This window comes from Kitasatospora sp. NBC_00315 (assembly GCF_041435095.1).
Classification (GTDB): Bacteria; Actinomycetota; Actinomycetes; order Streptomycetales; family Streptomycetaceae; genus Kitasatospora.
The window spans coordinates 4,421,653-4,434,454 of record NZ_CP108025.1 but is presented as its reverse complement, the minus strand read 5'-3'; the positions used below and the strand labels follow the sequence as shown (position 1 = coordinate 4,434,454).

Sequence of the window (12,802 nt, the reverse complement as noted above, 5' to 3'; positions counted from 1 at the left end):
TTACCTGACCTTCGAGGAGACACCGGCGGCGTCGTAGAGCGCGGTGTCGAACGGGGAGGGGCCGCCGCAGGTGACGAACCGTCGGGCGTCGGGTCCGGTGTGCGGGTTGCGGGTGCCGTGCAGCACCATCGGGGCGGCGTACAGCACGTCGCCGGGCTCGACGTCGATCCAGCGGTCGCGGAGGTACATCTGGCCGAGGCCCTCGAACGAGATGAAGGCCTCGTCGCTCTCGGTGTGCAGGTGCGGGGTGAAGGTCTCACCGGGCTGCTGGATGCCGCAGTGCAGGCAGAGCTGGCAGCTGCCGGTGCCCGGCCAGAAGACGAAGTTCATCGTGGCGCGCTTCTCGCCCGGCGTGTACTGGCCGGTGCCGGCGAAGCCGCGCAGCTGGGTGGTCTCGTTCCAGAGCGAGGAGAACAGCTCGGGGTCGCTCCCCGGGGTGCGGCCGTCCTGCAGCGGCGATCGCCAGACGTAGGCGGTGAGGCCGTCGCTGCCGGCGGTGAGCCGCAGGGCGCGGCCGGTCGGGGCGTGCGCGGCGTCGCCGCGGGCCACCTCGCGGCTCTGCTCGCCGACCTCGGCCCGGCCGGCGCCGGCGAAGAAGACCGCGGTGTTCTCCTCGGCCACGGTGTCCTGCGGGCTCCAGGACTCGCCGGGCGCGACCCGGACCACGTGCAGGGTGACCCAGGTGGAGCCGAGCGCCGGGCTCACCGGGGTGGCGACGGTGGTCGCCGAACCGGGCTGAGGGAGGTGGACCATCTCGTGCGACCTGATGATCTTGGCATCGCCGAGCTGGGTGGAAGTCTGCATGGATGACGCTCCTGGAGAGGATCGACGGGCGGCGGTCCTCGCGGGGACCGCCGCCGTCGGGCCGTGCTGGCTGACTCCTGGAGCTTTGCGAGAGTCGTTCCCGATCACCTCCCGATCCGGTACCCCTCATTCCGGGAACGATTTGTATGATCACCGTCATCGGGCCTTCGCAAAGGTCATGTGCAGACAATGCGGGGAGAAAGCGCGTGCCGGTCGAATTGCCGAAGGAGCGCCGCCCGAGCTTCAACATCCTTGGCTCACTGGAGGGCTGGGCCGCGGGCGAGCGGCTCAGGCTCGGCGGACCGCTGCAGGAACGCGTCCTGGTGACCATGCTGCTCGAACCGAACCGGGTGGTCCCGGTGGCGAGACTGGTGGAGGCGACCTGGGACGAGGAGCCGCCCGCCACCGCCTCGCACCAGGTCCGCAAGATCGTCGCCGACCTGCGCCAACGGATCCCCGGCGGCGCCGGCGTGATCCTCACCGACGGACCGGGCTACCGCGCGGCGGTCGAGGAGGACCAACTCGACCTCACTCTCTTCCAGGCCGGGCTGCGCGCGGCCCGCGTGGCCGCGGCCGCCGGATCGCGCACCGACGCGGCCGCCCGGTTGCGCTCCGCCCTGGACCTCTGGCGCGGCCCGGTCCTGGCCGGCGGCGGCGGCGCGGTGATCGAGGCCGCCTCGGCCGCCCTGGAGGAGCGGCGCCTCGCCGCCACCGAGCAGCTCTTCGGGCTGCGCCTCGCCCTCGGCGAGAGCGCCGACCTGGTCGGCGACCTGCGCGAGCTGGTGCAGCGGCACCCGCTGCGGGAGACCGCGCGCGGCCAGCTGATGACCGCCCTCTACCGGGGAGGCCGACAGGCGGAGGCACTGGAGGAGTACGGCCGCGTCCGCGAGCTGCTGGTCGAGGAACTCGGCATCGACCCCGGCTCCGACCTCACCAAGCTGTACGAGGCCATCCTGCGCAACAGCCCCGAACTCGCCGCCCCCGCGCCGCCGGCGGTGGAGGAACAGGCCGCCTCGACCGCCCCGCGCCCCGGCACGGCGCCCTGCTCCCTGCCGTACGACCTGCTGGACTTCACCGGGCGGGCCGCCGAGCTGGCGCAGCTGCTGGACGCGGCGGCGGCGCCCGCCGGGTCCGGCACCCGGATCATCACCATCGACGGCATGGGCGGCGGCGGCAAGACCGCCCTCGCCGTACGCGGCGCGCACCAGCTCGCGGAGCAGTACCCGGACGGACAGCTCTACATCGACCTGCGCGGCTTCACCCCCGGCCAGCCCCCGCTGGAGCCGGGCACCGTCCTGGACATCCTGCTGCGCACCCTCGGTCTGCCCGGCGAGCGGATCCCGGACGACCTGATCAGCCGGATCGCCCTGTGGCGGGTGACCACCGCCCAGCGACGGCTGCTGGTCGTCCTCGACAACGCGGTGGACACCGAGCAGGTCCGCTCCCTGCTGCCGGCCTCCCCCGGGTGCCTGGTGCTGATCACCAGCCGGGTGCGGCTGATGAACCTGGACGGCGCGCAGTCGCTCTCGATCGGACGGCTCTCGGCCGCCGACGGCGGCGCGCTGGTCGAACGCACCCTGGGCGCCGAGCGGGTGGCGGCCGAACCGGAGGCCGCCGAGGAGCTCGTCCGGCTCTGCGGGCAGCTCCCGCTGGCCCTGCGGATCTCCACCGCCCGGCTGCGCAACCGGCCGCGCTGGACCATCCAGTACCTGGTCGACCGCCTCCGGGACGAGACCCGCACGCTGGACGAGCTGAGCTCGGGCGACCGCAGCGTCGCGGCCAGCCTGCGACTGTCGTACCTGGCGATGGAGGAGGACTGCCGACGGGCGCTCCGCCTGCTCGGCCTCCACCCCGGCGGGGACCTGGACGGCTACGTGGCCGCCGCGCTGCTCGGCACCGATCTGTTCGAGGCCGAGGACCTGCTCGAACTCCTCCTGGACGCGCACCTGCTGGAGCAGTACGAGCTCGGCCGGTACACCTTCCACGACCTGGTCCGCAGCTTCGCGCACAGCCTGCGCGAGAGCGACACCGCCGAGGAGGACGACCGGGCGCGTGAGCGGCTGATGGACTACTACGTCCTCGCCGTCGAGGGCGCCTGCGAGGTGCTGTTCCCCGGCCGGGTCCGGTTCGACGTCGCCCTGCCCGAGCCGGTCGGCCGGCTGCCGCTGATCGGCAACACGGACAGCGCGCTGGACTGGTTCGAACGCGAGCACCAGAACCTGCTGGCGGCCGTACGGCTCGCCGGCCGCCGCGGACTGAACCGACAGGCCGCCTACCTGCCGAGAGGATTCGCGTCCTTCCTGCACATGCAGGGCTACCCCGACGAGCTCCTGGAGGTGGGGCAGATCGCGGTGGCCGCCTCGCGCCGCCTCGGGAACAAGGTGCTGCTGCGCCTGAGCCTGAGCAACCTGGCGGTCGGGTACTGGCAGTTCGGCAGGCTCACCGAGGGCATCGACTGTCTCGACCAGGCGCTGGAGATCGCCGTCGAGATCGGCGACCGCAACGGCGAGGCGGCCTGCCTCGGCAGCCTCGGCACCTTCCACAACACCCTCGGCCAGTACGCGGCCGGGCTGCACCGGATGGAACAGGCGCTGCTGCTGCACCGGGAGTTGGAGAGCCCCCGGGAAGAGGCGGCCACCCTGATCGGGGTGAGCTCGGCCCGGGTGCTGCTCGGCCGCTACGCCGACGCGGCCCGGGCCGCGCAGGGCGCGGTGGAGCTGACCCGGCGACTGGGGGAACTCGACTACGAGGCACTGGCGCTGGTCAACCTGGCCAACGCGCACACCGGGCTCGGCGAGTACCGGGAGGCGCTGGCCGGTCTCGCCGAGGCCCAGGAGCTGTACCGCAAGCTGCACCGGCCGGCCGAGGCCGGGCTGGCGATGGCGCGGCTCGCCGACGTGCACCACCGGATGGGGGACGGCCCGCGGGCGCGCGAACTGGCCCTGCGCGCCGGGGATCTGGTCGGCAAGGGCGGCTCCGCCGTACGCCGGGCCACCGTCGACAACATCGTCGGCAGGATCCGCAGCGGACTCGGGGAGCACCGCCCGGCGCTGGAATGCCACAGACGCGCCTACGGGCTGGCGCAGGAGATCGGCTTCCGGATCGAGATGGCGAACGCCGTGGCCGGGATGGCGACCGCCAGCGCGGCGCTCGGCGACAGTGCGGCCGCCGAGGCCCACCGGGCCGAAGCCACCGGGCTGTTCGACGAGATGGGCATCCCGCAGGAGTGCCGCCGCCTGGACTGACCGACCGGCCGACCGGTCACACGGCCGTGCCCCGCACCCGGGGATCCGGACTGCGGGGTACGGACTGCACGGTGCGAACCACGTTCCAAGGACCGCACGGTGGCATCAGGAGGTACGAACTGCGAACTGTGAGGCACGAACTGCGCGCCGCCGGCACGGGCCCCGACGCTCCGGAGCGGTCGAGTCGCTCCGGGAGTGAACCGGCTCGGATCAGACCCCGGTTCCCGGGTGCGCCGGGAAGGAGTTGACGATCGGGCGGTCGTCCGCCACCGAGCCGCTGCCGGCCGGACCGCCCCCGGCGCCGATCCCCAGACCGAGGGTCAGGACCGCCGCCGCGAGAGAGCCGACCAGACCAACCAGCGTGCCGCGCATGTTCCCCAACCCCTTTTTCGTGGTGTCTCTTTCCGACACCGCTGATACTCACCGCAGCCGTTCCCGGTCTGTTCCCCCGGCGATACCGGTCGGCAGACTACTAAGGGAACGGCGGCGGCAAGCGGGTTTTCCCGGGGTTGGACACGCCGTCGAAACGATCCGTCCGGACGCCGCCGCGAGCACCGGTCACCCGGCGTCCGGCTCGCTCCAGATGCTCAGGTAGCGCTCGCCGGTGTCGGGCAGGACGGTCACCACGGTCTTCCCGCTGTACTCCGGCCGCGCTGCCAGCAGCGCCGCGCCGTACGCGGCCGCGCCCGAGGAGACGCCGACGAACAGGCCCTGGCGCCGGGCCAGTGCGCGCGCGGCGGCCAGCGCGGCGTCGTCCGAGCAGGTCAGCACCTGGTCGATCACCGAGACGTCGGTGGTCGGTGCGACGAAGCCGCCGTTGAGGCCGGGGATCCGGTGCAGACCGCCGACACCGGTGGAGAGCACCGGGGAGCTCTCCGGCTCGACCGCGACCACCTCCAGCGCCGGGTTGCGCTCCTTGAGGTACCGGGCGATCCCGGTCAGCGTGCCGCCGGTGCCGACGCCGGCCACCAGGACGTCCACCCGGCCGGCGGTGTCGGCCCAGATCTCCGGGCCGGTGGTCTCGTAGTGGGCCCGGACGTTGTCCTCGTTCTCGTGCTGCTTCGGGAACCAGGAGCCGGGCGTGGCCAGATGGATCTGCTCGGCCCGGGCGATGGCGCCCGGGTAGCCCTCGGCGCGCGGGGTCTGCACCACCTCGGCGCCCAGCGCCTTCAGCATGCCGACCCGCTCCGCGGTGGCGCTGTCCGGCAGCACGATGACGCAGCGGTAGCCGCGGGCGGCGGCGAGCGCGGCCAGCGAGATGCCGGTGTTGCCCGAGGTCGCCTCCACCACCGTGCCGCCCGGCTCCAACTCCCCGCGCTGCTCGGCGGCCCGGAGCATGAACAGCGCGGCGCGGTCCTTGCTCGTGGAGAGCGGATTGGCGGACTCCAGTTTGCCCAGCACCTCGACGGTGGGGTGGGCGCCTTCGAGGTCCAGCCGCACCAGCGGGGTGTTGCCGATCAGCTCCTCCAGGCCGGCCGCGACACGGCGCCCGGCGGGAGCGGCGGCGAAAGCGGAGCCGGTGGTGGCGGCGGCGGTCGTGAGGGTGTCGGTGGTCGTGACGGTGTCGGTCATGCGAGTACTCCTGGACAGTCGGGGATCGTCACCACGAGCCGGCGGAGGCGGTGGTGCAGAGCAGGTCTTCCATCAGCTCGGGCGCGCCGCCGAGCGGCTTGACCACGGCGGCCGGGGCGTACACCCGGGCGCCGGCCCGGACGTCCTTGGTCACCAGCGCCATCGCGCCGATGATCGCGTGGTCGCCGACCGAGACCGGGCCGAGCACGGTCGCGCCGGTGCCCAGCACCACGCCGTCGCCGATCACCGGGTGCCGGCGCTCGCCCTCGGGACGGTTGTTGTCGTTCCACCAGCCGACCGCCCCGAGCGTGACCTGGTGGAAGATGGTCACGTCGTCCCCCACCACGGCGGTCTCGCCGATCACGACGGCCGCGCCGTGGTCGATGAAGACCCGGCGGCCGAGCACCGCGCCCGGGTGGATCTCCACGCAGGTGCTCCGCCGGGCGCCGTAGGCGACCAGCCGGGCCGTCATCCGCAGGCCCCGGCGGTACAGGCGGTGGGCCACCCGGTGGGCCCACAGGGCGGGCAGTGCCGGGTGCCAGAGCGCCTCCGCGGCGTTGCGGATGGACGGGTCCCGCTCGACCACGACCCGGAGGTCCTCGCGCATCGTCCTGAAAATGCCGCGCTGTTCGGACATGACGGTTCTCTTTCTCAACTCGACGGCTGGAACGGCTCGGTGCCGGGATCGGACGGATGACGGTGCCGGACGGGAGTCGCGATCGGACGGGCCCGCGACCGGAGGGGCGCCGGGGGCCGGACCGGGATCAGACGGGCTGCGGGGCAGCGATCTCGGTACGCTCCTCGAACCACTCCCCCAGGGCCCGCAGTCGCTCCTCGACCAGGGCGCGGGTGGGGGCGGAGGCCACCGCGACGGCCAGGAAGTCCGAGGAGAACTCGGCCTCCCGCATCACCTGTCCGGGCCGGACGAAGACCTGGAAGTGCTCCACCCAGTCCTGTTCCGGTGCGGGGCCCGAGGGCACCCGGCGCACTTCGCCGGGCCGCTTCATCAACAGCCACTGCCCGGCCATCGAGCGCGGCTCCAGCCGGGTCCCCCCGGCCAGAGCGGGCAGTGGCAGGCCGAGTTGGGCCCGCACCCAGTACTCGCTGATGTCCACGCCGAAGAGCGTGCGGATCACCTGCCGGATCTGTGCCCCGCCCGTGCGGCAGGCGATCTCGCAGAGCACCAGCCGCCCGTCGGGGGTGTGGAAGACCTCGGCGTGGAAGGCGGTGTCGACCGGGGTCGGCAGGTGGGCGAGCATCCGCTCGGCGAGCTCCAGCAGCCGCCCGCTCAGCGGGTCGTCGCGGTCCAGCGTCAGGTCGATCCGGCCTCCCGGGTCGTCCCGGAAGGAGGCCAGCGCGTACTGGTACTGGGACGGCCAGGCGAGCACCACCCGTCCGTCCACCACCAGGCCGTCCACATGGCACATCCGCCCGGGCACGTACGCCTCCAGCAGCAGGTCCCCGGCGGCCCCGGCCTCGGCCGGCAGCTCCGCCAGGACCTCCGCCAGGTCCTGCTCCCCCGCGATCATCCGCAGTCCGGTCGAACCCGCGCCGTCCCGGGGCTTGAGGACCAGCGGGAACCCGTGCTCCCCGGCGAAGTCCCGCGCCAGGGCGGTGGTCACCTTCGCCGTGTACGGCGCCACCTCGACCCCGGCGGCGATCGCCTGCTCCTTCATCACCACCTTGTCCCGGAACGGCAGGACGCTCTCCACGCCCTGGCCGGGCAGGCCCAGGAGCTCGCGCAGCCGGGCGGCCCGGTCCATCACCAGCTCGTGCACGGCGATCAGGTGCGTGACGCCGTGGCGGGCGGCGAGTTCGAGCGCCCGGTCCTCCACCGGTCCCGGCCGGTCGAAGTCCGCGAAGGCCTCCAGGTGGGCGTAGAACGGGTGCCCGAGCGGCAGCCGCTCGGCGAAGAGATCGAGTTGGGCCTGGCAGGCGAGCAGCAGCACCTCACCCTCGTAGTCCGCCAGCCACTCGTGGTACGGGCTGGCCTCCAGCGGCCCGCGGTGCAGGATCAGGACGCTCATGCCAGGGCCCCGGCGGGTTCCGAGACCTGGATCCGGATCCCGGTGGCGATCAGCTGCTCGCAGAGCTCGACCGCCGCGCTGGTGGTCGACCCGGTCACCGAGACCTGGCCGAGCCGGTCCCAGTTGTCCTTGAGCGGGCGGACGGCGTCGCCCGGACGGACCGCGATCCGCACCGACAGGACGTCCGGGTGCGCGGCCACCTCGGCCTCGCCCTCGACCGCGTCGACCCGCCCGGCGGCGGTGCGGGTGAGGAACCGGGTGGCCGCCCCGCGCAGGGCGGCCGGCCGGCCGGGCAGCGGCTCGACCAGGCCGAACGACCAGCCGATCGCCAGCGAGGTCAGGTCGATCCCGTACGCGGCCTCGACCAGGTCCATGATCCCGTCGCCGCCGGGCCGGTTGTGCGACTCGATCACCGCCGGGCCGCGGGCGCCGATCCGCAGCTCGGTGTGGGTCACCCCGTCCCGCAGCCCGACCGCGTCCAGGAACCCCGCCACCGCGTCGGCCACCTGCTCCTGCACCCGCTCGGAGAGGCGGGCCGGCAGGGCGTGGCCCAGTTCGGCGAAGTGCTGTTCGTCCACCGACTTCTCGGTGATCGCGATCACCACGTGCCGGCCGGCGAAGCTGAACGACTCGACACTGAACTCGGGACCGTCGATGTACTCCTCCATCAGGAACGCCCGGATGGCGAAGAGCGTGGTGCCCCGGTCGGTGGTGCCGCCGCGCATCCGCTCGGCCTCGGCCCAGACCCGGTCCGCGTCGGCGGCGTCGGCCACCCGGTGCACCCCGAAACTGGCCGTGGCGTCGGTCGGCTTGACGATGAACGGGTAGCCGTACGCGGCCCCGAACCGGTCCAGGTCCGAGCGGTCCTCGAGCAGCCGGGCGCCCAGGGCGGCGGGGTCGAGCTCCGCCAGCCTGCGACGCATCGTCCACTTGTCCCGCAGTCGCCGGGTGACCTCCAGGCCGGTGCCGCCGAGACCCAGCAGATCGTTGATCCGGGCAGCGCCCTCGACGCCCGCCTCGGTCAGCGACAGCGCCACGGCGAAGCCCCGGTCCGTGTGGACGTCCTCGGCGACCGGGCGCAGCCGCGTCCAGTCGGTGTAGTCCACCAGTACCGTGACGTCGGCCAGTTCACGCTGTTCGGGGGTGAACTTCTCCGGGTGCTGGAGCAGGATCACGTCCAGCCCGTGTGCCTTGGCCTTGCGCACGTTGTCCTCGTTGCCGCCGACCAGCAGCAGCGTCCGGGCCGGGTTCACCGGGTTTCTCCTTCGTGGGTGGGGGTGGTGGCGGAGGGAGCCTGATCGAAGGTGAAGGCGGCCTTCACCCGGTCGAGGCGCTCGGTGACGGTGGCCGCGTCGGGACCGACCACCGCGACCGCGGCGACGCCGTTGCCGACCGACCTGGCCGCCTCCAGCACGTCGCCCGGCCTGCGGTACAGCGTGAGGTCCAGCAGCCAGTCCTCCTGCGGGAGCGGGTGGTGCGGACGGAGCGGACCGAGCTCCGGCGGGAAGATGATGGACCAGCCCCCGAACCGCCGCTCCGGCGGCTGAATCTCCTGGATCTCCGGTATCGGCAGGCCGAGTTGGGGCAGCAGGGTGGCCAGGTACAGGTTGATCCCGAACCGGTCCTTGAACAGCGGGACGATCCCGCCGCCGCCGGGCCGGCCGGCGATCTCGCAGAAGACCGGCGTGCCGCTCCGATCCAGGAACACCTCGTGGTGGGTGACCCCGGAGAACCACGGGACGGCGGCCAGGACACGGGAGTTGAACTCCAGCAGGACGTCCCGCTCCCGGCCCGGGTTGAGCGCCGCGGAGCGGAGCTGGCCCCCGGTCGGGAAGACGCTGTTCGGGTCGAGGTAGCGCGAGGCGACCGCGACGACGGCCCGACCGTCCTGCACCACGCTGTCGATGTGGTACATCACGCCGTCGATGAACTCCTCGGCCTCGTAACGGCCCTGGTGGCCGAAGCCCGACTCCTCCAGTTCGGCGAGCTGGTCCCGGGAGGTCACCTTGTGCACGCCGACGGATCCCATCGCGTCGACCGGCTTGAGGATCACCGTGCCGTACTCCGCGAGCAGTCCGGCGGCGTCCAGCGGCCGTTCGATCTCGGTGAAGCGCGGGGTGCGGATCCCCTGGGCCGCGAAGTGACTCTTCATCAGCGTCTTGTCGCGGAAAAGCTCGATCTGCTCCTCGCGGTAGCCGGGGACGCCGAGCGCCTCGCGGAAGCGTGCGGCCGGGACCAGCAGGCGCTCGCCCGCCGCGACGACCCGGTCCACCGGCGGCCCGGCCTTCAGCTCGGGCAGCGCGTCCATGATCTCGACCGGGTCGAGCACGTTGACGGTGATCACCCGGGCGACCTCGCCGGGTCGCGGTCCGTCGGCCTTCTCCGGCAGGGTCACCAGGGTGACGTCGTACTGCTCCGGATCCAGGTACGGGCGGCCGTCCGGGTGCCGGTAGGCGTCGTAGCCGGACCGGTCGAGCAGGACGACGTGCTGGCGCCTCATGCGGCCGGCTCCTTCTCGGTGAGGGGGGTGGCGTCGGTGGCGGGGGCGCCCTCGGCGGGGCCGGAGCCGGTGGAGGGCGGCTCGCAGACCTCCGGGCCGGGCTCGATCACGACCCGGCTCTCGAACCACTCGGCGGCCTCGCCCAGCCGGGCCTCGACGGTCGCGCGGTCCGGGCCGCCGATGACCATGGCGACCATGAAGTCGCCCGAGGAGGCCGCACCGGCGCTCCACCGGCCGGGCTCGACGTACTGCTCGTACGCGGTGACCCAGTCGAACGGCGGGCGCCCGGGCAGGGACCGCAGCAGGCCGGGGCGCTTGAGGATGAGCAGCTGGCCGGCCAGCCGGCCGGGCACCATCCGCTCGCCGCCGCGCGGGACGGGGATCGGCAGCCCGGCCGCGACCCGGACCCAGGACACCGGGAAGTCGACGTCGTACAGCGTCTCCAGGACCGACTTGATCAGCGCGCCGCCGTTGCGGCTGGCGATCTCGCAGAGCACCAGGCGGTCGTCGGGGGTGTGGAAGACCTCGGCGTGGAAGGTCGTGTCGGCGGGGGTGGGGAGCGCCGCGACCACCTCGTCCACGAAGGCCAGCAGCCGCCGGCCCAGGGGGTCGTCGCGGTCCAGCGTGACGTCGAGCCGCGGCTTGTCGTCCTGGCCGAAGGAGCCCAGCTGGTAGAGGTACTGCGAGGGCCAGGCGGCGGCCACCGCGCCGTCCAGGATCATGCCGTCCACATGGAACATCGAGCCGTGGACGAAAGCCTCGGCCAGCAGGTTCGCCGGCAGCTCGGGGTGGTCCGCGAGGTGGCCCTCCAGCTCCTCGGCCGAGTGGAGGATGCGCTGGCCGATCGAGGAGAAGCCGTCCCGGACCTTCAGCACCAGCGGGAACCCGTGCGCCTCGGCGAAGGCCCGGACCTCCTCGGCGGTACCGACCGGCGCGTGCTCGGCGACCGGGATGCCGGCCGCCGTCGCGTGCCGCTTCATGACCAGCTTGTCGCGGAAGGCCCGCGCGCTGGCCTCGCTCTGGCCGGGCAGACCGAGGCGGTCGCGCAGGTGTCCGGCCCGTTCGAGGTCGGCCTCCATGGTGGCGATGACGTACTCGATCCGGTGCTCACCGGCGAGTTCGAGCGCGCTCGCCTCGATGGTGCCGGGCGCCTCGTAGTCGGTGACCGCCACCGCCCGCAGGTAGCCGGTGGCGGGGAGCTCCTCGCCGTAGGCGTCCAGGGACTCCTGGGAGGTGAGCAGGAGCAGCGGGCCGGGGTAGTCGGCGAGCCACTCGTGGTAGACCCGCTTGGCCAGCGGGCCCCGGTTGAGGATCAGGACGGTCATCGTGCTTTCTCCGGTTCTGGGGTGCTCTGGTGATCGGTGGCCGCCTCGGCCGCGGCCCGCGCCTCGTAGTGGGCCCTGCGCTCCTCGCGCTGCCGGGAGGGGGCCCTCAGCAGCAGCATCGAGATCCCGCCGAACGCCGCGAACAGCGCTGCCATGCCGTACGGCGTGAGCAGCGGCCCCAGGGCCACGCCGAACGAGGCCAGCAGGGCGGCGGCCCGCGAGCGCAGCCCGTACAGGGCCATGTACTTCGACCGCTTGCGCGGGTTGATCACGTCGGCCATCACGGCCTGGCGCATCGGGACGTTCATCAGCTCGCCGACGGTGTAGACGAAGGAGAGCGCGATCAGCAGCCAGGCGTTGTCGCTCACCGCCAGACCCATGAAGCCGACCGTGAAGAGCACGATGCCCAGGTGCATGCCGACGCGCTCGGAGAACAGGCCGAACAGGCGCTTGGCGACCAGGGCCAGCAGCACCACCAGCACGGTGTTCAGGGTGCGCAGGATGCCGAGCATCTGCACGCCGTCCACCACCGGGGCCCAGGAGCCGAGGCGCAGCGGGGTCTGCGGGGTGAAGTGGTCGGCCAGCCGGACGCCCAGGTAGTAGGTGAGCTGGAGTTCGACGGTGGAGAGCAGGATCGCGGCGATCACGATCCGGGCGAACAGCCTGTCCCTCGCCGCCTCGACGTAGCCCGTGAAGGCCGCCCGGACGCCCTTGTCCTCCGGACGCCGGCTGCCCAGTGCGGGCGCGGTCTCGGCCAGGGCGGCGAAGGTGGTGGCCAGCACACCGGCCGAGAGCAGGACCCCGGCCCAGAGCAGATGGGGGAAGTGCCGGCCGTAGAAGAAGCCGCCGACCGCCGCGCCGAACGCGAACGCCAGGTTCATCGACCAGTAGTTGACGGTGTAGAGGGTGGTCCGGATCTCGGGTGTGGCGACGTCCATCAGCACCGAGTCGTTGGCCGGGAAGGCCAGCGCGCCCGAGCAGCTGAGCAGCAGGAAGAACACGTACGTCGCCGGGGCGCTGTGCCAGAGGGCGGAGTTGGCGAGCGCCATGCCCAGGTAGCCGGCGACCACCCCCGTCTCGGCGATCAGCAGGGTGAACCGGCGCCCACGGACATCGGCCAGGTGCCCTCCGTAGAACGTGCTCGCCAGCGAGACGATCACGACGAGGGAGAGCAGGGCCCCGGCCACGGCGGCCCCGAGGGCGGACGTGAGGTAGATGGCCATCAGCGGGGCCAGCATGAAGCTGAGGAAGCGGTTGACGAAGCCGACCCCCAGCCGCAGCTTGATGTTCCGGTGGACGCTCCAGAGGTTCATGCTCCGAGGCCCCCGG

The 12,802-nt window shown here is 72.9% G+C and carries 10 protein-coding genes; 1 reads left to right on the top strand and 9 read right to left on the bottom strand.

The window, feature by feature from the left end:
• A complete protein-coding gene (locus tag OG823_RS18140) occupies positions 1-804 on the bottom strand; it encodes a cupin domain-containing protein (RefSeq protein WP_371480633.1) in 804 nt (267 codons plus the stop codon).
• Between the two features lie 206 nt (positions 805-1,010).
• On the opposite strand from OG823_RS18140, the gene OG823_RS18135 reads away from it, so the two are divergent.
• Positions 1,011-4,049: a BTAD domain-containing putative transcriptional regulator gene (locus OG823_RS18135; RefSeq protein ID WP_371480632.1), complete on the top strand. Its 3,039-nt coding sequence runs from the start codon at positions 1,011-1,013 to the stop codon at positions 4,047-4,049.
• A 210-nt stretch (positions 4,050-4,259) separates the two neighbouring features.
• Here the strand turns inward: OG823_RS18135 and OG823_RS18130 are convergent, their stop codons facing one another.
• The 8 genes from OG823_RS18130 to OG823_RS18095 form a co-directional block, all read right to left on the bottom strand.
• The gene (locus OG823_RS18130) at positions 4,260-4,421 is read right to left on the bottom strand and encodes a hypothetical protein (protein ID WP_371480630.1); all 162 of its coding nucleotides are present in this window, start codon (positions 4,419-4,421) and stop codon (positions 4,260-4,262) included.
• Positions 4,422-4,607: 186 nt separating this feature from the next.
• Positions 4,608-5,621 (bottom strand): PLP-dependent cysteine synthase family protein, encoded by a 1,014-nt coding sequence (locus OG823_RS18125; protein WP_371480629.1) that lies wholly within the window; start codon positions 5,619-5,621, stop codon positions 4,608-4,610.
• Positions 5,622-5,649: 28 nt separating this feature from the next.
• Positions 5,650-6,258, bottom strand: coding sequence for a serine O-acetyltransferase EpsC (epsC, locus tag OG823_RS18120; protein WP_371480628.1), 609 nt, complete (start codon positions 6,256-6,258; stop codon positions 5,650-5,652).
• A gap of 127 nt (positions 6,259-6,385) precedes the next feature.
• Positions 6,386-7,648, bottom strand: coding sequence for a hypothetical protein (locus OG823_RS18115; protein WP_371480627.1), 1,263 nt, complete (start codon positions 7,646-7,648; stop codon positions 6,386-6,388).
• Entirely contained in the window at positions 7,645-8,901 is a 1,257-nt protein-coding gene (locus tag OG823_RS18110; RefSeq protein ID WP_371480626.1) for an ATP-grasp domain-containing protein, read from the bottom strand. Before OG823_RS18110 ends, OG823_RS18115 begins: the two co-directional genes overlap by 4 nt.
• Positions 8,898-10,148 (bottom strand): acetyl-CoA carboxylase biotin carboxylase subunit family protein, encoded by a 1,251-nt coding sequence (locus OG823_RS18105; RefSeq protein ID WP_371480625.1) that lies wholly within the window; start codon positions 10,146-10,148, stop codon positions 8,898-8,900. Before OG823_RS18105 ends, OG823_RS18110 begins: the two co-directional genes overlap by 4 nt.
• Positions 10,145-11,473 (bottom strand): acetyl-CoA carboxylase biotin carboxylase subunit family protein, encoded by a 1,329-nt coding sequence (locus OG823_RS18100; RefSeq protein ID WP_371480624.1) that lies wholly within the window; start codon positions 11,471-11,473, stop codon positions 10,145-10,147. Before OG823_RS18100 ends, OG823_RS18105 begins: the two co-directional genes overlap by 4 nt.
• Complete coding sequence (locus tag OG823_RS18095; RefSeq protein WP_371480623.1) at positions 11,470-12,786, bottom strand: MFS transporter; 1,317 nt, start codon at positions 12,784-12,786, stop codon at positions 11,470-11,472. Before OG823_RS18095 ends, OG823_RS18100 begins: the two co-directional genes overlap by 4 nt.
• Positions 12,787-12,802 lie beyond the last annotated feature (16 nt).

Bases quoted from the DNA above. Each gene is read 5' to 3' on its own strand.
- OG823_RS18140 (WP_371480633.1), bottom strand. From the start codon at position 804: ATGCAGACTTCCACCCAGCTCGGCGATGCCAAGATCATCAGGTCGCAC.
- OG823_RS18105 (WP_371480625.1), bottom strand. From the start codon at position 10,148: ATGAGGCGCCAGCACGTCGTCCTGCTCGACCGGTCCGGCTACGACGCC.
- OG823_RS18125 (WP_371480629.1), bottom strand. From the start codon at position 5,621: ATGACCGACACCGTCACGACCACCGACACCCTCACGACCGCCGCCGCC.
- OG823_RS18100 (WP_371480624.1), bottom strand. From the start codon at position 11,473: ATGACCGTCCTGATCCTCAACCGGGGCCCGCTGGCCAAGCGGGTCTAC.
- OG823_RS18130 (WP_371480630.1), bottom strand. From the start codon at position 4,421: ATGCGCGGCACGCTGGTTGGTCTGGTCGGCTCTCTCGCGGCGGCGGTC.
- OG823_RS18095 (WP_371480623.1), bottom strand. From the start codon at position 12,786: ATGAACCTCTGGAGCGTCCACCGGAACATCAAGCTGCGGCTGGGGGTC.
- OG823_RS18115 (WP_371480627.1), bottom strand. From the start codon at position 7,648: ATGAGCGTCCTGATCCTGCACCGCGGGCCGCTGGAGGCCAGCCCGTAC.
- epsC (WP_371480628.1), bottom strand. From the start codon at position 6,258: ATGTCCGAACAGCGCGGCATTTTCAGGACGATGCGCGAGGACCTCCGG.